The sequence below is a fragment of the Streptomyces sp. NPDC101490 genome (genome assembly GCF_044767145.1).
GTDB lineage: Bacteria > Actinomycetota > Actinomycetes > Streptomycetales > Streptomycetaceae > Streptomyces.
Map to the genome: position 1 here is coordinate 58,336 of NZ_JBIWNI010000011.1, position 24,096 is coordinate 82,431.

The following is a 24,096-nucleotide window of genomic DNA, read 5'->3' on the forward strand; positions in this document are numbered from 1 at the left end:
CCCCGGTCACAGGACCGCGAACGCCTCCTCCACGGCTTCGCAGGTGGCGTCCAGTTCGTCCTCGGTGACGGCCGCCGAGACGAACCAGCAGGCCATCCCGTAGGCGTTGGTGTGGACTCCGCGTTCGAGGAGTCCGTGGCGGAAGGCGTCGTAGCGCGCCTGGTCGGTGCCGAGCAGGTCGCGGTACTGGCGGGTGGGGGCGCCGTCGGGGGTGAAGACGGTCTGGAACATGGCTCCGACGCCCTGCACCGCGCAGGGGACGCGCCGGTCGTGGGCGGCGCGCCGGATCGCCTCCATGACACGGCGGCCGCTCTCCTCGATGCGCTTGCCGACCTCCGGCTGGTTCAGCTGCCGGAGGGTGACCAGGGCGGAGGTCGCGCACAGCGGCGAGGCGTTGTAGGTGCCCCCGTGCTTGACGTGCCCCCGGGCCATGGGTTCCATCACGTGCCGCTGTCCGGCGAAGGCGGCGATCGGCAGGCCTCCGCCCAGCGCCTTGGAGAAGACGGCCAGGTCCGGCACCACGCCGAACATCGTCTGGGCGCCTCCGGGCCCGGTGCGGAACCCGGTGCAGACCTCGTCGAAGACGAGCACGACGTCCCGTGCCGTGCATTCCTCCCGCAGCCGGTTCAGGAAGCCCGGCGCGGGCATGGTGCAGGCGTTGTTGGCGACGATCGGTTCGCAGATGACCGCCGCGATCTCCCCCCGGTGCGCGTCGAGACACGCACGGAGCGCCTCGGGGTCGTTCCACGGGCAGACGACGACGTCACCGACGACCCCGTCCGGTATGCCGGGGGAGTGCGGTACGGCGTGCGGTGACCCGTAGGGGCCCGCTTCCCCGGCGCCGGGCCGGTTGGAGATGGCGAGGGTGTCGGACCAGCCGTGGTAGTGGCCCTCGAACTTGAGGATCTTCGACCGCCCGGTGTATCCGCGGGCGGCGCGCACGGCGCCCTGCACTGCTTCGCTCCCCGAGTTGGCGAACCGGACGAGTTCCGCGCAGGGCACCATCTCGCAGATCAGCTCGGCGAGTTCGACTTCCGGGGTGTTGCAGGTGCCGAACATCGTCCCGGAGTGCAGGACGGCGGTGAGCGCCTCGGTGAGCAGCGGGGAGGCGTGTCCCAGGACGGCGCTGCCGTAGGAGATGAGGTAGTCGATGTACTCGTTGCCGTCGACGTCCCTGATCCGCGCGCCCGACCCGCTCTCCATGTAGAGCGGGTAGGGGTGCGGACCGGTCGAGGTCAGCCGGGAGGAGGAGCTGATTCCGCCGGCCAGGGACGTCTGGGCCCGCTCGAACAGGGCGCGGCTGCGGTCGGTCCCGCCCAGCGCCTGTATACGGCCAATCACATGGGGCTCCCGTTTGGGTGAAGGGGGTGGCTGGGCACGTTCGCAGAGCCCTGCGTGTGCAGGGGTTCCCGAAGGTGAGGACGGGTGGGGCGTGGTGGAGCGGACTGTTGTGGTGACGGGCGCGGGCAGTGGTATCGGGCGGGCGTGCGCACTGGGTCTCCTGGCGGACGGCTGGACGGTGGCCCTGGTCGGCCGGCGTGGGAAACCGCTGGAGGAGACGGTGGCGCTGGCCCCCGCCGACGTCCGTGGCCGGGCGGTCCCCCTCCCCACGGACATCACCGATCCCTCCGCCGTGGACGAGTTGTTCGGACAGGTCGTGGACCGGTTCGGACGGCTGGACGTGCTGTTCAACAACGCGGCCGACACCATGCCGTACGTCCCGACCGACGAGGTGGGCGCCGAGGACTGGCACCGGGTGATGGACTCCATCGCCACCGGGACGTTCCTGTGTTCCCGCGCCGCCTTCCGGGTCATGAAGCGGCAGACCCCGCGCGGAGGGCGGATCATCAACAACGGGGCGCCGTCCGCGCAGGTGCCCCGGCCGGATTCCATCGCGTTCACGGCGGCCAAGCACGCGGTGGCCGGGCTGACGCGTTCGCTGTCCCTGGACGGGCGCCCCTACGACATCTCCTGCGGGCAGATCGACATCGGCAACGTCACCCCGCCCGACCGTCCGCAGCCCGCGGTGCTGCAGGCCGACGGGTCACGGCGGGTCGAACCCACCATGGACGTCGGGCACGTCGTCGACATGGTGCGGACCATGGCCGGTCTGCCCCGTGGGGTGAACATCCAGTCGGTCCTGGTCATGCCCAGCGCCATGCCGTACGTGGGTCGCGGGTAGCCCGGCCACGTACGCCTCGAACCAGTTGCCGGGCGCCAGTCGCCCGGCCCGGGCCCAGGAGAGCATCCGGTGCAGTCCGTCCAGGTGGATCAGTCCTTCGCGGACCGTCAGGGACTCGTAGTCGGGACCGGGCGCGGGCCGGGTGCTCAGGAAGAGGGGGAGGGGGGTGCCGGTGTCCTGCCGGGTGAGTTTGTGCGCGCAGAGCGGGTTGGACCGCTCGTACGAGGGGCCCAGTGCCGTGAGCCGCGCCGCCGCGTCGGCCACGCTCAGTCCGGTTCTGGGGATGAGCTCCACCTCCCCGTCCTCGCCGAGGTGCCAGGGGAGGACGACGCGGTGGACCTCGGGCCCCTCCAGCAGGACCCGGTGCCAGCGGCCACCGGACTCCCGGTGCGCGTTGCCGATGTGCCCCTCGGCCTCGTCGTTGGAGTTGGCCTGGTCGGACGCGTCGAAGGGGTGCTCACGGGCGAAGTGCCGCATGACCGCGTCGAACCGGACCGCTCCCTGGACCCTCATCCGCCGTGCCTCCTGTCCCGTTCGTACTCGCTGAAGTGGCGTTCGGAGAAGAGCTCCGGCCGTCCCGCGTCCAGACCTCGTAATCGTGCCACTTCCAGCACCTGCCGCCAGTAGGGCTTGACCGGTGGCCACAGGGTTCCGGTGCGGCAGTAGGAGCCGTCGATCATGTAGCGCGGACCGGCGTCGCCCGCGTGCGGTGCGGGCGCGGCACGGCGGGTGTGGAAGAGCGCGGAGTGGAGCAGGACGGTGGAGCCGGGAGGCAGGTCGTCGACGACCACTTCGCCGGGCAGGACGTCCGTGCCGAGACCGCTTCGGGCGTCCTTCCCGGCGACCTCCCGGTGCGAGCCCGGCAGTACGGCCAGGCCGCCCCACTCGGGCCGGAGTCCGCGGATGTAGTGCAAGGCGTGGATCATGGGGAAGCGGCGATCGCGCTGGGGTTCCTGCTCGTAGTCGTGGTGCCAGCTCTTCCCGGCGCCTCCGGCGGGTCGCCGGTCGCTGTGCAGGTGGTGGAAGACGAAGGACTCCCCCAGCAGACCGGGGTGGCCGAGCAGGTCCAGCAGCGGCGGGTGCACCGCGAGTTCACCGTGCGCGGGCAGGTCCAGCTCGACCATCTGCGGCGGCCCGGCGTCGGGGCGCAGACTGGCGTCCACCGACTGCTGACGCCACCCCGTCTCCACCCACTTGTCCACTTCCGGGACGAGGCGGTCGACGAGGTCGGACGGCAGGAATCCGGGCAGCACGAGAAATCCGCGCTCGGCGAAGTCCTCCACCTGACTCTCGATGAAGTGGGCGTCTATCACGTACGGAACCCCCCTGGTTCATGCACCGGTCGCCATACGGTCGCTTTGCTCGGACCTTTCTATCCAGACTGGATGGCTGACATGCACATGACCTGATAAATGGCCAAAAGGATGCCTTCGGGCTGAGGGTGGCGGGTGCGGGTGGCGGTGCTGGTGCTGGTGCTGGTGGCGGTGCGGGTGCGGGTGGCCGAGGCGATCGGACCCCCGCCCTCCCTCGTCGGCCGCCGCCCGCTCCCGCCCCCGGTCGCGTCCGTACGGCGCTCGCGCGGAGGTGAGGACGAGGACGTGGTGGGGTGACGCGCTCCCGGCTGCCGACTGTCGGCTGCCGACTGTCCGGGTCCCGGCGGGCTCCCGGGCCCGGCGCGCGGGCCCGGGGCGGTGACGTCCTGGCCGACGGCCACACCGCCGACAGTTCCCGTCGGGCGCTCTCAGGGGACCTCGAAGGCGAAGAGCTGTCCGGCCGCGTCCGGCGCGCAAGGGGCCTGAGTGAGCCGCGCTCCCGCCGCCGTCCGGTCGCCGGTGACGGTGACGCAGCTGCCGGGGGTCGCCGAGCCGACGGGAACGATCCGATGGCCGCGCACGGGCGTCCCGAACGGTTCGAGCACGAAGCTCTCGACCCGGCTCGGGTCGCCGCACTCGGAGTCCTCGTACGCGGCCCCGGGTATCCGGCCGCCGGAGGGTACGCCGGAGCAGCCGGGCCCGAAGTCGGGGTGGTCCGACCTGATCCGCCACCGCCCGGCGCCCACCGTCACCAGTGTGTAGCGGGGCATGTCCGCCTCCGCACAAGGCAGTTGGTGGATCTGTCCGGTGCGGACGCCGGGCCGCTCCCCGAGGCAGAAGCCGGTTCCGGCCACCCGGATGCGCACCTCCCCCGCAGCGGGTGCGGCGACGGACGCGGCGGGGGTGCGGGAGGGCTGCTCCCGGGGGGCGGCGGGCGTGGGGGGCCCGTCGCGGAGGGCGGCGACGAGGCTGACGCCCGCGAGCACCAGCCCGGTCAGCGCGACCGCCGCGACGAGGGCGCGCCGTATGCGGAAGGGCTGGGGAGGCGGGGGCGGGGCGGTGTCCCGCGAGTGCGGGGCGAGCGGCCACACGGGGGAGGCCCCGCCCCTCTCGGAGGAACCGTCCGCCCCCGGACCGGAACCGCCGGGCCCCGGGCCGGAGCGGTCCGGGCCGGTACGGTCCGGACCCGAGCCACCGGCGCCGGGACCCGTACCGCTCGTGTCCGGGTCCGCCCCGGTCGCGCCTCGGCCCACCCCGGTGACGTCCCGGCCCGCGCCGCTGGTGGCCGGACCCGAACCGCTCACGTCCGGGCCCGCCCCGGCGCCAGGAGCCGCCCCGGTCGCGACCGGGCCACCCCCGTGGACGACCCGGCCCGTACCGCTCACGCCCTGACCCGCCCCGGTCTCCGCTTTCCCGTCCGGTTCGCGGTTCGCCGCCCCGCCCGTTTCCCCGGCCGCGTACGCCTCCCGGTCCGCGTCCGGGCGTCCGGCCGTGCCCGCGTCGGCGGCCCCGCCCGCGCCGGGGTCCGGGCCCGTGCCCCCGCCCCCGTACGGCTCCCGGCGTGCGAGGCGGTCGCGCACCCGGCGCCAGACCTCCGCCTCCTCCGGCGGGAGTCCGCAGGCGCGGACGAAGACGGTCAGGAGTTCCTCGCGGGGCAGGGTGGCGCGGGCCAGCATGTTCGCCACGGTCGAGCGGGGCAGGACGTCCCCGCGCTCCGCCGCGCGCGCCGCGAGGTCGCGGTACGTCAGGCCCGACCGCTCCTTGAGGTCCTGGAGGTGCGCCCGGAACTCGGCGGGAGACCCCGCCCCCCTCGGGTCGGGGACGTGCTCCCCCGGGCTCATCCGCGCCTCTTCCTTCCGCCGGACGGGTTTCGGGACATGTCCGGGACAGGCCCCAGCCTTGTGGATCCGGCGCTCCGGCTCAAGAGTGGAAACAGGCATTTCCAGAGGTGATGCCGGGCACACGACAGTGGCCCCGACCGTCCACGGGGGGACGGTCGGGGCCACTCGTTCGTGCGGGGGTCCCGGCGGGGATCCGGGACAGGTGGGGCCGGAGGTCCCGGCCCCGGGGGCCGAAGGTCCGGCCCGCTCCCCTACCGCGGGAAGCTGCTTCCCGTACCGCTAGAAGACGGACTCGGCCTCGCGCATCCGGTCCTCAGGAACCGTCTTGAGGCGGGTCACGGCCTCGGCCAGCGGCACCATCTCGATGCCGGTGCCGCGCAGCGCGGTCATCCTGCCGAAGTCGCCCCGGTGCGCCGCCTCCACCGCGTGCCAGCCGAAGCGGGTGGCGAGCACCCGGTCGTACGCGGTCGGCGTGCCGCCGCGCTGGACGTGGCCGAGGATGACCGGGCGGGCCTCCTTGCCGAGGCGCCGCTCCAGCTCGACGGCGAGCTGGTTGCCGATGCCCTGGAAGCGCTCGTGACCGAACTGGTCGATCTCGCCCTTCGCGTACGCCATCGAGCCCTCGGCCGGGTGCGCGCCCTCGGCGACGCAGATGACCGCGAACTTCTTGCCGCGCGCGAAGCGCTCCTCGACCATCTTGACCAGGTCGTCGACCTGGAAGGGGCGCTCGGGGAGGCAGATCCCGTGGGCGCCGCCGGCCATGCCGGACTCCAGGGCGATCCAGCCCGCGTGGCGGCCCATCACCTCGACGACCATCACCCGCTGGTGGGACTCGGCGGTGGTCTTGAGGCGGTCCATGGCCTCGGTGGCGACACCGACGGCGGTGTCGAAGCCGAAGGTGCGGTCCGTGGACGAGATGTCGTTGTCGATCGTCTTCGGGACGCCGACGACGGGCATCCCCGCGTCGGCGAGCATCCGGGCGGCGGTCAGGGTGCCTTCGCCGCCGATGGGGATGAGGACGTCGATGCCGTACTTGCGGGCCAGGTCGGGGGCGGATTCGGCGGCCTCGCGGAGCCGGTTCCTTTCCAGCCGGGCGGAGCCGAGGATGGTTCCGCCCCGGGCCAGGATGCCGCTCACGGCGTTGAGGTCGAGGGGCCTGTAGTGCCCGTCGAGCAGTCCCTTGAACCCGTCCTCGAAGCCGATGACTTCGTCGTCGTGGCCGGTCAGCGCCCGGTGCACGACCGACCGGATCACTGCGTTGAGGCCGGGGCAGTCGCCGCCTGCGGTGAGAACTCCGATACGCATCGTGCTGTGTCTCCTGCTCGGTCGCGTTCCGTTATGAGCCACCGCAATTCTCACACGACGGACAGGAGGGGCGCGCTCGCCACCGCTCCGCGCGTCCCCCGGGACGGTGGCGCGGGGGCCTTTCGTCCCGCGTTCCGGGGCACTTCGTCCGGCGGGCGACTTATCCCTTGGTGGGGGTACTGTCAAGGGGGTAATGCCGCCCTATCGGGGCTTCCTGAGCACAGTCGGTTGACGGCCCGGTGGGACGGCCCCACGGACGGCGGCCGGCGCACGGACCGCGAGCGCGCCGCGAGGCCCCCGCTCGCCCCGGGCTCCGCGAGCCCCGTTTTCCGCAGGACTGGACAGGAGACCACGGCGTGACGCGCAGCGTGTACGTGACCGGGATCGACCGCGGTGACGGCCGCCAGGTCGTCGAGCTGGGAGTCATGGAGCTCCTCACCCGCCAGGTGGACCGGGTCGGGGTGTTCCGGCCGCTGGTGCACGACGGCCCCGACCGGCTCTTCGACCTGCTGCGGGCCCGCTACCGGCTGTCGCAGGACGCGGCCACCGTCTACGGCATGGACTACCACGAGGCCTCCGCGCTCCAGGCGGAGCAGGGCACCGACGAACTGGTCTCCCGGCTCGTCGACCGCTTCCACGCGGTGGCCCGCGCGTACGAGGTCGTCCTCGTCCTCGGCACCGACTACGCCGCCACCCAGCTCCCCGACGAACTGGCGCTCAACGCCCGCCTCGCCAACGAGTTCGGCGCCTCCGTCATCCCCGTCGTCGGCGGCAAGGGCCAGTCGGCGGAGTCCGTACGGGCCGAGGCGCGCAACGCCTTCCGGGCGTACGACGGCCTGGGCTGCGACGTCCTCGCGCTGGTCGTCAACCGGGTGGCCCCCGACGACCGGGAGGCGATCGCCGAGCGGCTGACCGCCCGGCTGCCCGTGCCCTGTTACGTCCTGCCGGACGAACCCGCGCTCTCCGCGCCGACCGTCGCGCAGATCACCCACGCGCTCGGCGCCTCCGTGGTCCTCGGCGACGAGGCGGGGCTGGCCCGGGACGCCCTCGACTTCGTCTTCGGCGGCGCCATGCTGCCGAACTTCCTCAACGCGCTGACCCCGGGCTGTCTCGTCGTCACCCCCGGGGACCGGGCCGACCTGGTCGTCGGGGCGCTGGCCGCCCATTCGGCGGGGACCCCGCCGATCGCCGGGGTGCTGCTCACCCTGGACGAGCGGCCCAGCGAGGAGATCCTGACCCTGGCGGCCCGGCTCGCGCCCGGCACGCCGGTCATCTCCGTGGCGGGCAACAGCTTCACGACGGCCGGTGAACTCTTCGCCCTGGAGGGCAGGCTGAACGCGGCCACCCCGCGCAAGGCGGAGACCGCGCTCGGCCTCTTCGAACGGCATGTGGACACGGTCGACCTGCTGAAGCGGGTCTCGGTGGCCCGAAGCGGCCGGGTCACCCCGATGATGTTCGAGCACGAGCTGATCGAGCAGGCCCGCACCGACCGGCGCCGGGTGGTCCTCCCGGAGGGCACCGAGGAGCGGGTGCTGCGCGCGGCGGACGTGCTGCTGCGCCGTGACGTCTGCGACCTGACCCTCCTCGGCGAGGTGGAGACCATCCGCAAGAAGGCCGCCGACCTGGGAATCTCGCTGGGCGGCGCCCAGCTGATCGACCCGCAGACCTCGGTACTGCGCGACGGTTTCGCGGCGAAGTACGCGGCGCTGCGGGCCCACAAGGGCGTCACGGTGGAGCTGGCGTACGACGTGGTCGCGGACGTCAACTACTTCGGCACCCTGATGGTCGAGGAGGGGCTCGCGGACGGCATGGTCTCCGGTTCGGTGCACTCCACGGCGGCCACGATCCGGCCCGCCTTCGAGATCATCAAGACCAAGCCGGACGCCTCGATCGTCTCCTCGGTCTTCTTCATGTGCCTGGCCGACAAGGTCCTCGTGTACGGGGACTGCGCGGTCAACCCGGACCCGAACGCCGAGCAGCTCGCGGACATCGCCGTCCAGTCGGCGGCCACCGCCGCCCGCTTCGGCGTGGACCCGAGGATCGCGATGCTCTCGTACTCCACCGGCACCTCGGGCTCCGGCGCCGACGTCGACAAGGTGCGCGAGGCGACCAAGCTGGTCCGCTCGACGCGGCCGGAGCTGCGGATCGAGGGGCCCATCCAGTACGACGCCGCCGTGGAGCCCTCGGTGGCGGCGACGAAGCTGCCGGACTCGGAGGTGGCGGGGCAGGCGACCGTGCTGATCTTCCCCGACCTCAACACCGGCAACAACACGTACAAGGCCGTGCAGCGTTCGGCCGGTGCCGTGGCCGTCGGCCCGGTGCTCCAGGGCCTGCGCAAGCCCGTGAACGACCTCTCGCGCGGCGCGCTCGTCAGCGACATCGTCAACACGGTCGCCATCACGGCGATCCAGTCCCAGGTCCCCGCCCAGGGTGAGGAGTTCCCCGCATGACCGCCCCCGTCCCCGCCGCCCCCGTACCGGCCACCACCGCCCCCACCCGGGTGCTCGTGCTGAACTCCGGCTCCTCGTCGCTGAAGTACCAGCTGCTCGACATGCGCGACGGCGGCAGGCTGGCGCAGGGCCTCGTGGAGCGCATCGGCGAGGAGACCTCGCGGCTCGCCCACACCCCGCTCCAGGGCGGCGGCGGCGAGAAGCGCGAACGGCTCGGGCCGATCCCCGACCACGCCGCCGCCCTGGAGGCGGTCGCCGGGGAGCTGACGGCGGACGGCCTCGGCCTCGACTCCCCCGAGCTGGCCGCGATCGGGCACCGGGTGGTGCACGGCGGGCTGCGGTTCACGGAGCCGACGGTCATCGACGAAGCGGTGCTGGAGGAGATCGAGCGGCTGGTGCCGGTGGCGCCGCTGCACAACCCGGCGAACCTCACCGGCATCCGTACGGCGACGGCGCTCCGCCCGGACCTGCCGCAGGTCGCGGTCTTCGACACCGCCTTCCACACGACGATGCCGGAGGCGGCGGCGCGGTACGCGATCGACGTGGAGACCGCCGACGCGCACCGCATCCGCAGGTACGGCTTCCACGGCACCTCGCACGCCTACGTCTCCCGGGAGACGGCCCGGCTGCTCGGCAAGGAGCCGTCGGAGGTGAACGTGATCGTGCTGCACCTGGGCAACGGCGCCTCCGCCTCGGCGGTGCGCGGCGGCCGGTGCGTGGACACCTCGATGGGTCTCACGCCGCTGGAGGGCCTGGTCATGGGGACCCGCTCGGGCGACATCGACCCGGCGGTCACCTTCCACCTGAAGCGGGTGGCGGGCATGTCCGCCGACGAGATCGACGTCCTGCTCAACAAGAAGTCCGGGCTGGTCGGGCTCTGCGGCGACAACGACATGCGGGAGATCCGCCGCCGGATCGACGAGGGCGACGAGCGGGCGGCACTGGCCTTCGACATCTATGTGCACCGGCTGAAGAAGTACATCGGCGCGTACTACGCGGTCCTCGGCCGGGTGGACGCGGTGGCGTTCACCGCCGGGGTCGGCGAGAACGCGGCGCAGGTGCGCCAGGCCGCGATCGCGGGCCTGGAGGAGCTGGGTCTCGCGGTGGACGCGGACCTCAACTCCGTACGTTCCGACGAGGCCCGGCTGATCTCGCCGAACTACGCGCGGGTGGCGGTGGCGGTGGTGCCGACGGACGAGGAACTGGAAATCGCCCGTCAGACTTTCGCGCTCGTTCAGAACGAGACCGGCTCGAACGAGTGAACGCCTGAGCGGCTTCCCGCCCATTTGTACATTCCACCAGACGGAATATTCCGCAGTGAAACAAACCGATAGGATCCGCCTTATGCGCCGTTCCAAAATCGTCTGCACGCTGGGCCCCGCCGTCGACTCGTATGAGCAGCTGAAGGCTCTCATCGAGGCCGGCATGAACGTGGCCCGATTCAACTTCAGCCACGGCTCCCAGGCCGAGCACCAGGAGCGGTACGACCGCGTCCGGCAGGTCTCCGCGGACACCGGCCGCGCCGTCGGCGTCCTGGCCGACCTCCAGGGCCCCAAGATCCGCCTGGAGACCTTCGCCGAGGGCCCCGTGGAGCTGGTGCGCGGTGACGAGTTCACCATCACCACCGAGGACGTCCCCGGCGACAAGTCGATCTGCGGCACCACCTACAAGGGTCTGCCCGGCGACGTCTCCAAGGGCGACCAGGTCCTCATCAACGACGGCAACGTCGAGCTGCGCGTCGTCGAGGTCACGGGCCCCCGGGTCAAGACGATCGTCGTCGAGGGCGGTGTCATCTCCGACCACAAGGGCATCAACCTGCCCGGCGCGGCCGTGAACGTCCCGGCCCTCTCCGAGAAGGACGTCGAGGACCTCCGCTTCGCCCTCCGGATGGGCTGCGACATGGTCGCCCTGTCCTTCGTCCGCGACGCCGACGACGTCAAGGACGTGCACAAGGTGATGGACGAGGAGGGCCGCCGGGTCCCCGTCATCGCCAAGGTCGAGAAGCCGCAGGCCGTCGAGAACATGGAGGCCGTCGTCGCGGCCTTCGACGCGGTCATGGTGGCCCGTGGCGACCTCGCCGTGGAGTACCCCCTCGAGCGGGTCCCCATGGTGCAGAAGCGTCTGGTCGAGATGTGCCGCCGGAACGCCAAGCCGGTCATCGTCGCCACCCAGATGATGGAGTCGATGATCACCAACTCGCGGCCGACCCGCGCCGAGGCGAGCGACGTCGCCAACGCGATCCTGGACGGCGCCGACGCGGTCATGCTGTCGGCCGAGTCGAGCGTGGGCGCTTACCCGATCGAGACCGTCAAGACGATGTCGAAGATCGTCCAGGCGGCCGAGGAGGAGCTGCTCTCCAAGGGCCTCCAGCCGCTGGTCCCGGGCAAGAAGCCGCGCACGCAGGGCGGTTCGGTCGCCCGCGCGGCCTGCGAGATCGCGGACTTCCTGGACGGCAAGGCGCTGGTCGCCTTCACGCAGTCCGGCGACACCGTGCGCCGTCTGTCGCGCTACCGCGCCCAGCAGCCGATCCTCGCCTTCACCACCGACGAGAACACCCGCAACCAGCTCACCCTGAGCTGGGGCGTCGAGTCCTTCGTCGTCCCGCACGTGGACAACACGGACGCGATGGTGGACCTCGTGGACGCCGAGCTGCTGAAGCTCCAGCGCTACAACGAGGGCGACACCATGATCATCACGGCCGGTTCGCCCCCCGGCGTCCCCGGCACCACGAACATGGTCCGCGTCCACCACCTGGGCGGCGGCGAGCGCGACTGACCCGCCGCTCCCGGAGCCGTACGCCGGAGCCCCCGTCCTCATGGCAGGACGGGGGCTCCGGCGCGCGCGGCCCCTCCGGTGGTACGGGGGCCGGTTCGGCCAGGTGCCGCTCCTCCGGTGGTACGGGGGTCAGTTCGGCTCGATCGTGTTGCGCAGGCCCGGCACCCTGAGGGTGCCGCCGAACTGACCGGCCTGCTTCAGCTTCACGTCGGTGAAGGAGATCACCGGGATGTCCAGCGGCGGCGGGGCCTCGGGGCTGAAGGTGATCGGGAAGCCGAGGATCCGGCCCTTCAGCTCCTCCGTGTACATCGTCACCGTGCCCTCGGTGATGGTGGACTCCTTGCCCCGGTCCGAGCGGACGTGCGCGGTGAGCCCCGAGGGGTGGTCCGTCAGCTGGTGCAGGTCCTTGATCTTCACCGTGGTCGCGGTGAACTTCAGCACCTTCTTGATCTTGCCGCTGCCGGTCTTCACCTCGACGATGCCGTGGTACTTCAGGCCGATCAGGGTCAGCCGGGTGCTCTCCAGACGCCACGGCTGGTCCGGCAGGAGCGGGATGCCCGGCTCCAGCTCCGCCGCCGCCAGTGCCTCCTCGTCCCGCACGGGGCACGGGAAGCGCGGCTTGGCGCCCTCGGGTATGGACTCGTCCTTCCTGGGGTCGAGTCCCCTGACGTCCTCCGGCAGTTCCTCGGCCTTCACGCCCGCCGCGTCGGCCGCCTTCTCGATCGCCGCCCTCGTCTTCTCGGCGGCGGGGCCGGAGGCCTGCTCCGGTGCCTGGGTGATCGGTCCCGGCTGCGGCGCGGTGCTCGCGGTCGGCCCGTCGTCGGGCGTCGCGGGCTTCACGGGCTTCGCGGGCTTGGTGGGCGGCACCGCCGTCGCCGTCGGGGGCGTCGGCACCGTCGGGGGCGTCGCCGTCGGCTTCGGGGCGAGGCCGTCGAAGAGGCCGTGGAGCGCGTCGCCGACGCCCAGCGGATCGAGCGGGTTCCTCGACCTCGCCGGGGCGGGGGCCGACGAGGCCGCGGCGGTGGTCGCGGGGGCGGTACCCGGCCGCGCCCCGCTCAGCAGCGAGGCCCCCGAACCGGACTCGGTGTCCGATCCGGTATCCGACTCGGTATCCGACTCGGAATCGGCCTCCGTCCCGGACTCGGACTCGGGCTCAAGCTCCGTATCCGACTCGGGCTCAGACTCGGGCTCCGACTCGTCCTCCGTCGGCTCCGTGGTCGCGGGGGTGGTCGGGACGGTGGTGGGGGTGGCCGTCGCGGACGGCGTCCCGGTCGGCTTCGGCTTCGCCGGGCCGGTGGGCTCGGGCGTCTCCTCGGCCACCGGCTCGTCGGAGCGGGTGACGCAGGGGCCGGGCGCGAAGGGCAGGTCCTTGTCGTCGGCGAGCGCGAGCCGGGGCGTCAGGCCCATGCCCACGAACACCGCCGTCGGCATCGCGGCCAGCGCCATCGCCTTTCCGGCGGGGCCCTGGATCCTGGTCAGCAGCGACTTGCGCGGGGCCGCGTGCCGGGGCCCGGCCTTCGCGGGCGGCTGCTGGTTCTCGTCATCCGGCACTGTTCCTCCCGCCCTCGGCGTCGACGGTGGTCTCGGTGACCGGCTGCGGGCGCTGCTCGGGGACGTCGGCGGTCACCGGGGCGGCGGTCTCGAAGTACTCGGCGTCGTACGCGTCGTCCGCGTCGGTGTCCTCGGTGTCCTCCACCGGTGGGGCGGGCGCCCAGGCGATGGACATGCCCCCGCCGACGAGGGCGAAGAGGAACCCGACGACCAGGCCGCCGAAGTTGGAGACGGGGATGGAGACGAGACCCAGGACGATGGTGGCGACGCCCGCGAAGACGCGGACGATGGGCTGGAACCACATCGTCAGTCCGAGGGTGATGAGCAGGACGCCGATGATCAGCGCCGCGGACCCGGCGGTCGTCTGCATGGCGAGCGTGACGTTGCCGAGCCTCATGTCCCCGTACGGGAGATACGCGATCGGCACACCACCGGTCATCGTGAACAGCCCCGCCCAGAAGGGCCGGGTCTGCCGCCAGACCTTGAACCGGTTGTCCTGGGGGACTTCGCGGGAAGCGGGGGTTTCGGCGCTCATGGAAACAGCTCCCTGGAAGGGGTGTCGCTGAAAGAGGAGTGGGGAGAGGCGGGGACGGGACCCCGGGAGGGTGCGGACCGCCCGGAGGCGGCCCGCACCTTCAGGACCGGTCAGTCCTTGTAGCACTCCTTCGAGGTGCCCCGGTGCAGGGACAGGTGCAGATCGGGGAGCTTGAAGGTGCCGGCCGTGGTCGCCCACGCCTTCTGCTTCACGTTCGAGAGCGTCGCCTTCGAAGCGCGCTGGGAGAAGCCGTACGGGTTCGCCTTGGTGTTCGGCTGGATGCCCGGCTTTCCGTCGACCTCCTTGCCGTTGAACGTCTTGAGGTCACCGGCGGCGACACCGATGTCGATGTTCTCGAACTCGGCGTCGGCCCTGAGCTCGGAGACATCGAGGTAGATGCCCTTCGCGTAGACCTTGTCCTCGTCCTTGCCGGACTTGACCGCGTCGGTGCCCGCCTCCAGCCGGAGGGTGATGTCACCCAGGCCCAGGACCGGCGTGACGACCGACTGGCACATATTGGTGATCTTGGCCGTGGAGAAGCCGGAGACCGCCACCGGGGCGGCGAACGGCTTGCCCTCCAGGTCCTTGCCCGAGTCGACACTGCCGTACTGGACGAAGTCCTCGCCCTCAAGACTGTTGGCCGTGACCTTGAACTCCTGGCCGGAAATGCTGAACGACGCGGCGAGCGCCCCCTGGGCCAGGCCCACACCGATCGCGGCCGTCGCGGCCACGCTCGGGACCATCACAACGGCGAAACGCTTCCATCTGGTCCCGCCACGAACCTGGGACTTCATGAGAATTCCTCCTTCTCGGACGTACATCTCCAGAAGGGGCCGGGGGCCCGTCCTGTGATGGGAGAAGAGCTACGTCCTCGGGAAGGGGAGCACCGTGGTGCGGGCGGGCGCGTTGCGCGTCCGGACCAGCGGCGATCACCCCCGAGCGACAACCATGGACCGTGCGTCGGAGCACGGCCTGATCGGACAGGCCCCGTTCTCACGAGCGGGAACCCCCCTGTCCGCGACCGGTGCCGGAGCGCCGGTCCGCCCGGTGGGGACCCCGTCCGCGTCCCGGTTGGTTGCCGGGGTGGCGCGGTGGGGACCGAGCGTCGCCGATCGTGGTCCATTCCGGGGCCCCGCACAAGGGGGGTCGTTACTGGCTGGTAACGGGTGGATGACCGCGCCGTGGCGGGAGGGGACCGATCGGGCACTCAGGGTGCGCTCGCACGCCGGGGAATATCGGCGGATCGCCTGATGAATCCCGACAGAACGCCGGGTTTGATTTACTGCAAGTAACAGCGGCCGCGATTACCAAGTTTTGGTAAAGCGCGGCCGCCTTTTGTCACCCTCCTGCCAAATCGTCAGACGATCCGGCGGGCGTAAACGCTCAGAACAACACCCTCGCGAGGGCCTGACGGGCCGCCGTGACGCGCGGGTCGTCGGTGCCGATCACCTCGAACAGCTTGAGCAGCCGCAGCCGCGCCGCGTCCCGGTCCTCGCCCGCCGTGCGGCGCACGGTCTCCACCAGGCGTCCGAACGCGTCCTGGACGTGGCCGCCCACCAGATCGAGGTCCGCGGCGGCGATCTGCGCCTCGACGTCGGCGGGCCCGTCGGCCGCGGCCTTGCGGACGGCGGCGTGGTCGAGACCCTGCACGCGGGTGAGCAGTTCCGCCTGGGCGAGACCGAGCTTGGCCTCGGGGTGGCCGGGGTCGTCGGCGAGCACGTTCCGGTACGCCTGGACGGCTCCGGCCAGGTCGCCCGCGTCGAGCGCGGACATGGCCGCTTCGAGGAGGGCGTCGTAAGGACCGGCCGCCGGACGCGCCGGGGCGTCCTCGCCGTCCCCGGCGGCACCGTCGACGACGATGCCGGTGAGTCCGAAGCGCTCCTCGCCGATCTGGATCAGCTGGTCGAGGGTCTCGCGGATCTGGGCCTCGGGCACGGCACCCTGGAAGAGCGGCAGCGCCTGACCGGCGACCACCGCGAAAACGGCCGGAATTCCCTGGATGCCGAACTGCTGCATCAGCATCTGGTTGGCGTCGACGTCGATCTTCGCGAGCAGGAAGCGGCCGTCGTACTCGACGGCGAGCCGCTCCAGGAGGGGGCCGAGCTGCTTGCAGGGCTCGCACCACTCGGCCCAGAAGTCGAGGACGACCGGGACCTCGGCGGAACGCTGGAGCACCTCGCGCTCGAAGCCCGCCTCGTCGACGTCGATCACCAGGGCGGACGGGGGCACGGGGGCGGGACCACCCTGCCGGGCGGATTCGGCACGCGCCTGCTCCGCCTTCGCCTTGGCCTCTCCGGCCGCCTTCACCGCGGCGAGGTCGACGACGCCGCTCATGGACATGTTTCGGGGCTGCATGGGTACATCCTCCCCCTTCCGCGCGCGTTACCGGTAAGCCATGGCTGAACCGTGCCGCCCCCGCGCCCCCCGCCGGTGTGCGAGACGTGCGGACGACACGGTTCCCCGTCCTCGGTTCGCGCCGGGTCCCCACCCGGCGCCATGGTCGTCGCTGGGGCCGCTCAGGCCTTTCGCTACGGGTCGTAGCGTAACTGCGGGGGTGGAGCGCACGGGAGGGCGCATGGTTGATCGGAGCGGTGAACTGCCTCACACGCCGGGCCCCTGGCGTCGTACCTACCGACGGGTATGGTCGGTCTCCATGTCGTCCCCCTCGTCCCCGCCGCCCGGCTCGTCCGGGGGGCGCCGCACCGGGCGGCCGCGCTCCGCCGAGGCCGACGCGGCCATCCTGGAGGCGACCCGCGCGCTCCTCGTCGAGCTGGGCTGGTCCAAGCTCACGATGGGGGACGTCGCCGGGCGGGCGGGGGTCGCCAAGACGACCCTCTACCGCCGCTGGGCCAACAAGAACGAGCTGGTGGTGGACGCGGTCGCGGTCCTCTTCGACGAGCTCGAACTGCCCGACCTGGGGTCCCTCCGGGCCGACATCGAACATGTGGTGCTCCAGTTCGCGGCCCTCCTCGAACGCCCCGAGACCAGGACCGCGCTGATGGCGGTGGTCGCCGAGTCGACCCGGGACGAGCCGCTGCGGGAGCGCATCCGCGCCTCCATCGTGGACCGGCAGAAGCGGCTGGTGCTCGCGGGCCGGAGACGGGCGCAGCAGCGCGGCGAGCTCCTCGACGAGCATCCGGCGGCCACGGTCGCCGCCCTCGACGACCTGATCTTCGACGTGGTCGCGGGCGCGGTGGTGCACCGCGCGCTGGTGAGCGCGGAGCCGGTGGACGGGCCCTGGGCGGCGCGGCTCTCCGCGCTGCTCCTCGGCGGGCTGGGCGCGGCGGCCGCACAGAGTTAGCGTGCGGGGGTGAACATCGAACTGAACGATTCCGTACGGGCGTTGCTCGACGACGTCAATGTGGCCGTGCTCGCCACGATCCAGCCCGACGGCTCCCCGCAGACCTCGGTGGTGTGGGTGGGCCGTGACGGGGACGACGTGCTGATCTCCAGCACGGAGGGTTTCCGCAAGATCAGGAACATCCGGGCCGACGCCCGGGTCAGCCTGATCGTCCACGACCGGCGCGACGCGCTCGTCCACGCCGAGATACGGGGCACGGCGACGGTCACCGAGGACGCCGGGCGGGCGCTCGCCGTGCGCCTCGCGGAGAAGTACGAGGGCGAGGGCGCCGGGCGGGAGTACCTGGAGCTGCCGCCCGAGGAGGTCCGGGTGGCCGTGCGGATCACCCCGTCGAAGGTCGTGGGCTCGGCCGCGAAGTAAGTCACCTCGCCCGGCCGGAGGGGCGGTCCACGGGACCGGAGCCGTATCCGGCGGAGGGCGGCACGGGCGGTATCCGGCGCGCGGGGCGACGGGCCGGGGTGGCGCGCGGGAGGGGGCGGTACGGGTGTCCGTACCGCCCCCTCCCGTCCCGTGGGCGGGTCAGAAGCCCGGGGGCTCCGTGTAGACGCCCCACTCGGCGCGCAGGGCGTCGCAGATCTCGCCGAGGGTGGCCTCGGCGCGGACGGCGTCCAGCATCGGGGCGATCATGTTGGAGCCGTCGCGGGCGGCGGCCAGCATGGCGTCGAGGGCGGTGCGGACGGCGGTGTCGTCGCGGTGCGCCCGGCGCTCGCCGAGGGCGTGGACCTGGTCGCGCTCGACCTCGTGGCTGACCCGCAGGATCTCCAGGTCGCCGGTGACGGAGCCGTGGTGGACGTTGACGCCGACGACCCGCTTGTCGCCCTTCTCCAGGGACCGCTGGTACTGGAAGGCGGACTCGGCGATCTCGCCGGTGAACCAGCCGTCCTCGATGCCGCGCAGGATGCCGGAGGTCATCGGGCCGATCGGGTGCTGCCCGTCCGGGTGGGCGCGGCGCCCGCGCTCCTTGATCTGGTCGAAGATCCGCTCCGCGTCGGCCTCGATGCGGTCGGTGAGCTGCTCGACGTACCAGGAGCCGCCGAGCGGGTCGGCGACGTTGGCGACGCCGGTCTCCTCCATCAGGACCTGCTGGGTGCGCAGGGCGATCTCGGCGGCCTGCTCGCTGGGGAGCGCGAGGGTCTCGTCGAGGGCGTTGGTGTGGAGGGAGTTGGTGCCGCCGAGGACGGCCGAGAGGGCTTCGACGGCGGTGCGTACGACGTTGTTGTACGGCTGCTGGGCGGTGAGGGAGACGCCGGCGGTCTGGGTGTGGAAGCGGAGCCACTGGGCCTTGTCGGTCTTCGCCCCGTAGACCTCCTTCATCCAGCGGGCCCAGATGCGGCGGGCGGCGCGGAACTTGGCGATCTCCTCGAAGAAGTCGAGGTGGGCGTCGAAGAAGAAGGACAGGCCGGGCGCGAAGACGTCCACGTCCATGCCCCGGCTGAGGCCCAGCTCGACGTAGCCGAAGCCGTCGGCGAGGGTGTACGCGAGCTCCTGCGCGGCCGTCGCCCCGGCCTCGCGGATGTGGTAGCCGGAGACGGAGAGCGGCTTGTACGCGGGGATGCCGCGCGCGCAGTGCTCCATCAGGTCGCCGATGAGACGCAGATGGGGCTCGGGCTCGAAGAGCCACTCCTTCTGCGCGATGTACTCCTTGAAGATGTCGGTCTGCAGGGTGCCGTTGAGGACGGCGGGGTCGACGCCCTGGCGTTCGGCGGCGACCAGGTACATGCAGAAGACGGGGACGGCGGGGCCGGAGATCGTCATCGAGGTGGTGACGTCGCCGAGCGGGATGTCCCGGAAGAGGACCTCCATGTCGGCGGCGGAGTCGATGGCGACGCCGCAGTGGCCGACCTCGCCGAGGGCGCGGGGGTCGTCGGAGTCGCGGCCCATGAGGGTCGGCATGTCGAAGGCGACGGAGAGGCCGCCGCCGCCGGCGGCCAGGATCATCTTGTAGCGCTCGTTGGTCTGCTCGGCGTTGCCGAAGCCGGCGAACTGGCGGATGGTCCAGGTCCGGCCCCGGTAGCCGGTCGGGTGGAGCCCCCGGGTGTACGGGTACTCGCCGGGCCAGCCGATGCGCTCGAATCCCTCGTAGGTGTCGCCGGGCCGGGGCCCGTAGACCGGCTCGACGGCGTCGCCGGAGAGCGTGGTGAAGTCCGCGTCCCGCTTGCGGGCCCTGTCGTAACGGGCCTGCCAGCGACGGCGGCCCTCCTCGATGGCGTCAGCGTCCATGCTTCGAATTTACTAGGACGTCCTAGTAAATGTCGATGGGCAAACCCCCGCACCGGGGTGCGGGGGTGCCGGGATCAGACCTTGACCGGCTCCGGACGCGCGCCCTCGATCAGCGGGAGGGTCTCGGCGACGACCTTGCGCTCGACGAAGAAGGCGGCGAAGGGGATGGTGCCGGAGACCAGCACCCAGAGCAGCTTCCCGAACGGCCACCTGGCCTTGGAGCCCAGGTCGAAGGCGAAGACGAGGTAGATGATGTAGAGGACGCCGTGGGTCTGGGAGACCGCGAAGGTCACGTCCTCGCCCATGTCGAACCCGTACTTGAAGACCATGCAGGTGCACAGCACGAGCAGCATGACGGCGGTGATGTACGCCATCACGCGGTAACGGGTCAGCACGCTGGATTTCATGGCGTCGAGCGTATCGGCACGTTCCGGGCGATCTTCGCCCGGGGCACCTTTGGCGGCGCGCCGCGCTACCGCTCCTCGAAGTCCTCCGCCGAGATCCGCAGCGGGCGCAGCATCGCGAAGATCTCGCCGCACTCCTCCGCGTCGTAGGCGCCGAGCCCGAAGTCCATCTCCATCAGGTCGCGGGTGGCCGACTCGACCACCTCGCGGCCCTTCTCCGTGATGGTCGCCAGGGTGCCGCGGCCGTCGTTGGGGTTGGGCCGCTTGTCGACCAGACCGGACTTCACCAGGCGGTCCACGGTGTTCGTCACCGAGGTGGGGTGGACCATCAGCCGCTCGCCGATCTTGGACATCGGCAGCTCGCCCGCCTTCGAGAAGGTGAGCAGCACCAGCGCCTCGTACCGCGCGAAGGTCAGTCCGTACGGCTTCACCACCGCGTCGACCTCGGCGAGCAGGATCTGATGGGCCCGCATGATCGAGGTGATCGCGGCCATCGAGGGGACGGGGCCCCAGCGCTTCTGCCAGAGCTCGTCGGCGCGGGCGATGGGGTCGAAGGGGAGACTGAGCGGCTTCGGCACGCGTCGACCTTACCCACAGGTCACATGCCGGTCAGCCCCGTCTCGCGTTTCGGTCACCCGCAGTTCGCGGGCGGCGGCGAGGAGGCACAGGGTGCCGACGACCCCGGTGCCCGCGACGACGGTGTGCACGGGCACGAACTCGGCCGCCAGGCCCGCCCCCGCCATGCCGACGCCCTGGACGGTCATCATGCCCGCGGTCATCAGGGTCATGGCCCTCCCCCGCCGCTCCTCCGGCACCGCGGCGACGAACCGGGCGTCGAGCCCGAGGGTGTACGCGCCGGTGGCGCCCGCCAGGAACAGGGCGACGGCGGCGAGGGCGACGCCCGGCCGGAATCCGTACAGGAGGTACGGCAGGACGCCCGTCACGGCGAGCGGCAGCACGATCCGGGAGCGGACCGCCGCGCTCAGGAAGGACCCGGCGAACAGTTCGCCCGCGATGGTGCCGACCGGCAGCGCGCACATCAGGAGACCGAGGGCGGCGGTGGAGACGCCGATCTCGTCGGCGTACGGCGCGGCGAGCGCCTCCGGCACGACGGCGAAGAGCGGCGGCACCCAGAACATCAGCATCAGGGCGCGGATCCTGCGGTCGCGCAGCACCGCCCAGGTGCCCGCGAGACCGCTGTCCGCCGTCTTCCCGGCGGCGCGGGCGGGGCGGCGGACGGTGCCGAGGCGCAGCAGGAGCGCGGAGAGGAGGAAGGTGACGGCGGTGACGGCGAGGGCGCCGCGCGGCGGGACGACGGTGAGGAGGACACCGCCGACCGCGAAGCCGGTGAGGAGGGCGCTCTGGGAGACGATCCGCAGCAGCGAGCGGCCGAGGACGAAGAGGTCGCCCTCGCCGAGGATGTCGGCGAGGGTCGCCATCCGGGTGCCGTTGAAGACGGGCGAGACGACGGCGATGGCGCAGCGCAGGGCGAGCAGGACCGCGACGGGGGTCGCGGGGGCGATCATCGCGGCCACGCAGAGGGCGCAGAACAGGTCGCAGACGACGAGGAGGCGGCGGGGCGGGAGGCGGTCGGTGAGTCCGGCGAGGAGGGTGCCGCCGACGAGGTACGGCAGGAAGCCGAGGGCGAAGGTGAGGGAGGAGAGGAGCGGGGAGCGGGTGAGCTCGTAGACGAGCACGGTCAGCGCCAGCTCGCTGACGACGACCCCGAGCAGCGAGAACAGATGCGCCACGAAGACGAACCGGAACTCCCGCACCCGGAAGACGGCCCGGTAGCCGGGCGAGGCGGCGGGCGCGGCGCCGGTCGGGGGGCCGGGCGCCGGAGCGGCGACGGACTGGGGAGCGGGCTCCGCGAGGGGCCCGGTGGGGTGTTCCGGCGGGGCCGGGGGCGTGCGGGGGTGGGTGGGGGTCGGCATGGGGGCAGCCTGACGGCGGGGGTGCGAGCGGCCTAGACTTTCGGCTCCGGACGAATCTTCCGGGGGTGATCCGAGGAGGCCCGTGCCGTACCACCTGCGTTTCGGCGAGGCCGACCCGCTGCGCATCCGGTTCGCGGTCTCGCCGCTCTGGGAGACGCACTCCGCCGTGCGGGTCCTCGCCCGGCCCCGCCAGCAGGGCTACCACCTGCCGTGGATGCGGCGGATCGCGGGCGCCGCGCGGGGGCTCGACCTGGCGCCGCTGCATCTGCTGATGCCCCGGCACGGGCACAGCCCGGACTTCCTCTACCCGCCGCCGATCGGCCCCGCCGCCTCCTTCGAGGAGGAGATCGCCGCCCTGCGGGAGACCGGTCCCGCGCTGGCGCTCGCCGACTTCCGGCGGGCGCTTGACGAGACCCCGGGAGCGGCCCGCACCGAGGAGGGGCGGCGGCTGCTGGCCGACCCGGCGGGCGCGGTGGGGCGGCTCGCGGATCTGCTGACGGCGGCGTGGGAGGCGCTGGTGGAGCCGGAGTGGCCCCGGCTGCGGGCCCTCCTGGAGGCGGACGTGGCCTACCACTCGCGGCGGCTCGCGGAGGGCGGTCTGGAACGGGTCCTCGGCGAGCTGCACCCCTCGTTCGACTGGGCGGCGGAGACGGCGACGCTGCGGGTGGAGTACTGGGGGGAGCACGTACGGCCGCTGGACGGGCAGGGGCTGGTCCTGATGCCGTCCGTGTTCACCTGGCCGGACGTGGTGAGCGGCTTCGACCCGCCGTGGCAGCCGACGGTGGTGTATCCGGCGCGCGGGATCGGCGGGCTGTGGACGGAGCCCCGGGAGCGGACGCCGGAGGCGCTGGGGCGGCTGCTCGGGCCGGTGCGGGCGGACGTGCTGTGCGCCCTGACGGAGCCGATGGGGACGACGGCGCTCGCGCACCTCCTCGGCAGGGCGCCCTCCTCGGTCTCCGCGCACCTGGGGGTGCTGCGGGACGCGGGGCTCCTGACGTCCCGGCGGTACGGCCACCAGGTGCTGTACGAGCGGACCCCGCTGGGCATCGCGGTGTCGCAGCCCGGAACCGGCTGACCGTCATGTCACGATGGCCCGGCTCGTCCCGTCGTCGGTACGCGGCGGCGGACCCGCCGAACCCGTCCCTGGGGGCCGGATGTCCCGCCGTACCGTCACCGTCACCGCCGTCGCCCTGGCTGTCGTCTCCGCGCTGCTCCTGACCGGTTGTGGCGCGGACGCGCCACCGAAGGGGCCGGTCGGCCCGCCGTCCGCGCGCGGGGAGGCGGTGGCCCCGGCGGGCGGGTCGCCGTTCTGGGTGGACCCGGAGAGCGACGCGGTCCGGCAGATGCGCCGGTACGAGGCGCAGGGCAGGGCGGAGGACGCCCGGGTCCTGAAGCGGATCGCGGACCGGCCGGTCGCGGACTGGCCCTCGGGCGCCGATCCCGTGCCGGAGATCACCCGGGCGGTGCGGGGCGCGGCGGCCCAGAACCGTACGGCCGTGTTCGTGGCGTACAACATCCCGCACCGCGACTGCGGCATGTACTCGGCGGGCGGGGCGCACGACGCGGCGGCGTACCGGGGGTGGGTCGACTCCTTCGCCTCGGCGCTCGGCGGCTCCTCGGCGATCGTGGTCCTCGAACCGGACGCGGTGCCGCACGTGGTGGACGGCTGCACGCCGGGGCAGTACCACGACGAGCGGTACTCGCTGCTCGCGGAGGCGGTCGAGCGGCTGAAGCGGCAGCCGCGCACCCGGGTCTATCTGGACGCGGGCAATCCGGCGTGGATCGACGATCCGGGGAAGCTGGTGGAGCCCTTGCGCCGGGCGGGGGTGGCCCGTGCGGACGGCTTCTCCCTGAACGTCTCCAACTTCCAGACGAACGACGTGGTGCGGGCCTTCGGGGCGAGGCTCTCGGGACTGCTGGGCGGCACCCGCTTCACCGTGGACACCAGCCGGAACGGCGACGGCCCCCTCCCGGGCGACCGGGCGGACGCCTGGTGCAATCCGCCGGGCCGGTCCCTCGGTGTGCCGCCGACGGACCGGACCGGGGACGAGCTGGTCGACGCCTATCTGTGGATCAAGCGTCCGGGTGACTCGGACGGGCAGTGCCGGGGCGGCCCGTCGGCCGGGACCTGGTGGCCGGAGTACGCCCTGGGCCTGGCGCGCCGGGCGAAGTCCTAGAGCCTGTCCGGCGCGTGGCCGGGCGGGCCCCGGGCGTGTCCTCCCTGG

General features: G+C 72.4%; 21 protein-coding genes and 1 pseudogene. 9 read left to right on the top strand and 13 right to left on the bottom strand.

Annotation, left to right across the window (positions count from 1 at the left end; genetic code table 11):
* Window positions 1-6: 6 nt before the first annotated feature.
* Window positions 7-1,341, bottom strand: a complete 1,335-nt coding sequence (locus ACIRQY_RS20910; RefSeq protein WP_351782175.1) for a glutamate-1-semialdehyde 2,1-aminomutase — start codon at window positions 1,339-1,341, stop codon at window positions 7-9.
* Window positions 1,342-1,432: 91 nt separating this feature from the next.
* On the opposite strand from ACIRQY_RS20910, the gene ACIRQY_RS20915 reads away from it, so the two are divergent.
* Window positions 1,433-2,182 carry an SDR family oxidoreductase gene (locus ACIRQY_RS20915; protein ID WP_351782172.1) on the top strand — a complete coding sequence of 250 codons (750 nt, stop codon included), beginning with the start codon at window positions 1,433-1,435 and terminating at the stop codon, window positions 2,180-2,182.
* 36 nt (window positions 2,183-2,218) lie between these two features.
* Here the strand turns inward: ACIRQY_RS20915 and ACIRQY_RS20920 are convergent.
* A pseudogene (locus ACIRQY_RS20920) lies at window positions 2,219-2,695 on the bottom strand (DUF6309 family protein); the annotation flags it as partial.
* A complete protein-coding gene (locus ACIRQY_RS20925) occupies window positions 2,692-3,495 on the bottom strand; it encodes a phytanoyl-CoA dioxygenase family protein (RefSeq protein ID WP_403927832.1) in 804 nt (267 codons plus the stop codon). The pseudogene ACIRQY_RS20920 and the gene ACIRQY_RS20925, both read right to left, overlap by 4 nt.
* Before the next feature lie 141 nt (window positions 3,496-3,636).
* Here ACIRQY_RS20925 and ACIRQY_RS20930 point away from each other — a divergent pair, with 141 nt between their 5' ends.
* On the top strand, window positions 3,637-3,792 hold the full coding sequence (locus ACIRQY_RS20930; protein WP_403927835.1) for a hypothetical protein: 156 nt from the start codon (window positions 3,637-3,639) through the stop codon (window positions 3,790-3,792).
* A 131-nt stretch (window positions 3,793-3,923) separates the two neighbouring features.
* Here the strand turns inward: ACIRQY_RS20930 and ACIRQY_RS20935 are convergent, their stop codons facing one another.
* The gene (locus ACIRQY_RS20935; protein ID WP_403927838.1) at window positions 3,924-5,336 is read right to left on the bottom strand and encodes an RICIN domain-containing protein; all 1,413 of its coding nucleotides are present in this window, start codon (window positions 5,334-5,336) and stop codon (window positions 3,924-3,926) included.
* Window positions 5,337-5,615: 279 nt separating this feature from the next.
* The gene (locus ACIRQY_RS20940; protein WP_351782161.1) at window positions 5,616-6,641 is read right to left on the bottom strand and encodes an ATP-dependent 6-phosphofructokinase; all 1,026 of its coding nucleotides are present in this window, start codon (window positions 6,639-6,641) and stop codon (window positions 5,616-5,618) included.
* 356 nt (window positions 6,642-6,997) lie between these two features.
* Here ACIRQY_RS20940 and pta point away from each other — a divergent pair, with 356 nt between their 5' ends.
* The 3 genes from pta to pyk all read left to right on the top strand — a co-directional run bounded on the left by pta (window position 6,998) and on the right by pyk (window position 11,866).
* Window positions 6,998-9,091, top strand: a complete 2,094-nt coding sequence (pta, locus tag ACIRQY_RS20945; protein WP_403927840.1) for a phosphate acetyltransferase — start codon at window positions 6,998-7,000, stop codon at window positions 9,089-9,091.
* Window positions 9,088-10,353, top strand: coding sequence for an acetate kinase (locus ACIRQY_RS20950; RefSeq protein WP_351782155.1), 1,266 nt, complete (start codon window positions 9,088-9,090; stop codon window positions 10,351-10,353). Before pta ends, ACIRQY_RS20950 begins: the two co-directional genes overlap by 4 nt.
* Window positions 10,354-10,435: 82 nt before the next feature.
* Window positions 10,436-11,866, top strand: coding sequence for a pyruvate kinase (pyk, locus tag ACIRQY_RS20955; protein ID WP_351782152.1), 1,431 nt, complete (start codon window positions 10,436-10,438; stop codon window positions 11,864-11,866).
* Window positions 11,867-11,995: 129 nt separating this feature from the next.
* Here the strand turns inward: pyk and ACIRQY_RS20960 are convergent, their stop codons facing one another.
* The 4 genes from ACIRQY_RS20960 to ACIRQY_RS20975 form a co-directional block, all read right to left on the bottom strand.
* Entirely contained in the window at window positions 11,996-13,417 is a 1,422-nt protein-coding gene (locus ACIRQY_RS20960; RefSeq protein ID WP_403927843.1) for a hypothetical protein, read from the bottom strand.
* Window positions 13,407-13,952, bottom strand: coding sequence for a DUF6114 domain-containing protein (locus ACIRQY_RS20965; protein WP_351782146.1), 546 nt, complete (start codon window positions 13,950-13,952; stop codon window positions 13,407-13,409). The genes ACIRQY_RS20960 and ACIRQY_RS20965 overlap by 11 nt, the downstream gene beginning before the upstream one ends.
* Window positions 13,953-14,062: 110 nt before the next feature.
* On the bottom strand, window positions 14,063-14,746 hold the full coding sequence (locus tag ACIRQY_RS20970; protein ID WP_351782143.1) for a DUF6230 family protein: 684 nt from the start codon (window positions 14,744-14,746) through the stop codon (window positions 14,063-14,065).
* A gap of 589 nt (window positions 14,747-15,335) precedes the next feature.
* Window positions 15,336-16,307 carry a tetratricopeptide repeat protein gene (locus ACIRQY_RS20975; protein WP_351782140.1) on the bottom strand — a complete coding sequence of 324 codons (972 nt, stop codon included), beginning with the start codon at window positions 16,305-16,307 and terminating at the stop codon, window positions 15,336-15,338.
* 298 nt (window positions 16,308-16,605) lie between these two features.
* On the opposite strand from ACIRQY_RS20975, the gene ACIRQY_RS20980 reads away from it, so the two are divergent.
* Both ACIRQY_RS20980 and ACIRQY_RS20985 read left to right on the top strand, forming a co-directional pair.
* Window positions 16,606-17,253 carry a TetR/AcrR family transcriptional regulator gene (locus ACIRQY_RS20980; protein ID WP_403927847.1) on the top strand — a complete coding sequence of 216 codons (648 nt, stop codon included), beginning with the start codon at window positions 16,606-16,608 and terminating at the stop codon, window positions 17,251-17,253.
* A gap of 9 nt (window positions 17,254-17,262) precedes the next feature.
* A complete protein-coding gene (locus ACIRQY_RS20985) occupies window positions 17,263-17,673 on the top strand; it encodes a PPOX class F420-dependent oxidoreductase (RefSeq protein ID WP_403927850.1) in 411 nt (136 codons plus the stop codon).
* A 159-nt stretch (window positions 17,674-17,832) separates the two neighbouring features.
* On the opposite strand, the gene ACIRQY_RS20990 is transcribed toward ACIRQY_RS20985, so the two are convergent.
* From ACIRQY_RS20990 to ACIRQY_RS21005, 4 genes are all read right to left on the bottom strand, one after another.
* Window positions 17,833-19,533 (bottom strand): methylmalonyl-CoA mutase, encoded by a 1,701-nt coding sequence (locus ACIRQY_RS20990; protein WP_403927852.1) that lies wholly within the window; start codon window positions 19,531-19,533, stop codon window positions 17,833-17,835.
* A gap of 74 nt (window positions 19,534-19,607) precedes the next feature.
* A complete protein-coding gene (locus tag ACIRQY_RS20995; protein ID WP_351782127.1) occupies window positions 19,608-19,940 on the bottom strand; it encodes a DUF3817 domain-containing protein in 333 nt (110 codons plus the stop codon).
* Between the two features lie 65 nt (window positions 19,941-20,005).
* Window positions 20,006-20,515 (bottom strand): MarR family transcriptional regulator, encoded by a 510-nt coding sequence (locus tag ACIRQY_RS21000; RefSeq protein WP_351782124.1) that lies wholly within the window; start codon window positions 20,513-20,515, stop codon window positions 20,006-20,008.
* Window positions 20,516-20,524: 9 nt separating this feature from the next.
* On the bottom strand, window positions 20,525-21,871 hold the full coding sequence (locus tag ACIRQY_RS21005) for an MFS transporter (protein WP_403927855.1): 1,347 nt from the start codon (window positions 21,869-21,871) through the stop codon (window positions 20,525-20,527).
* An 82-nt stretch (window positions 21,872-21,953) separates the two neighbouring features.
* Here ACIRQY_RS21005 and ACIRQY_RS21010 point away from each other — a divergent pair, with 82 nt between their 5' ends.
* Window positions 21,954-22,946 (top strand): DUF5937 family protein, encoded by a 993-nt coding sequence (locus tag ACIRQY_RS21010; RefSeq protein WP_403927857.1) that lies wholly within the window; start codon window positions 21,954-21,956, stop codon window positions 22,944-22,946.
* 79 nt (window positions 22,947-23,025) lie between these two features.
* Window positions 23,026-24,048: a glycoside hydrolase family 6 protein gene (locus tag ACIRQY_RS21015; protein WP_403927859.1), complete on the top strand. Its 1,023-nt coding sequence runs from the start codon at window positions 23,026-23,028 to the stop codon at window positions 24,046-24,048.
* Window positions 24,049-24,096: the final 48 nt, after the last annotated feature.

Excerpts from the sequence above, each read along its gene's own strand:
- ACIRQY_RS20935 (WP_403927838.1), bottom strand. The coding sequence starts at position 5,336 with ATGAGCCCGGGGGAGCACGTCCCCGACCCGAGGGGGGCGGGGTCTCCC.
- ACIRQY_RS20940 (WP_351782161.1), bottom strand. The coding sequence starts at position 6,641 with ATGCGTATCGGAGTTCTCACCGCAGGCGGCGACTGCCCCGGCCTCAAC.
- ACIRQY_RS20950 (WP_351782155.1), top strand. The coding sequence starts at position 9,088 with ATGACCGCCCCCGTCCCCGCCGCCCCCGTACCGGCCACCACCGCCCCC.
- pyk (WP_351782152.1), top strand. The coding sequence starts at position 10,436 with ATGCGCCGTTCCAAAATCGTCTGCACGCTGGGCCCCGCCGTCGACTCG.
- ACIRQY_RS20965 (WP_351782146.1), bottom strand. The coding sequence starts at position 13,952 with ATGAGCGCCGAAACCCCCGCTTCCCGCGAAGTCCCCCAGGACAACCGG.
- ACIRQY_RS20970 (WP_351782143.1), bottom strand. The coding sequence starts at position 14,746 with ATGAAGTCCCAGGTTCGTGGCGGGACCAGATGGAAGCGTTTCGCCGTT.
- ACIRQY_RS20975 (WP_351782140.1), bottom strand. The coding sequence starts at position 16,307 with ATGCAGCCCCGAAACATGTCCATGAGCGGCGTCGTCGACCTCGCCGCG.
- ACIRQY_RS20980 (WP_403927847.1), top strand. The coding sequence starts at position 16,606 with ATGTCGTCCCCCTCGTCCCCGCCGCCCGGCTCGTCCGGGGGGCGCCGC.
- ACIRQY_RS20990 (WP_403927852.1), bottom strand. The coding sequence starts at position 19,533 with ATGGACGCTGACGCCATCGAGGAGGGCCGCCGTCGCTGGCAGGCCCGT.
- ACIRQY_RS20995 (WP_351782127.1), bottom strand. The coding sequence starts at position 19,940 with ATGAAATCCAGCGTGCTGACCCGTTACCGCGTGATGGCGTACATCACC.
- ACIRQY_RS21005 (WP_403927855.1), bottom strand. The coding sequence starts at position 21,871 with ATGCCGACCCCCACCCACCCCCGCACGCCCCCGGCCCCGCCGGAACAC.
- ACIRQY_RS21015 (WP_403927859.1), top strand. The coding sequence starts at position 23,026 with ATGTCCCGCCGTACCGTCACCGTCACCGCCGTCGCCCTGGCTGTCGTC.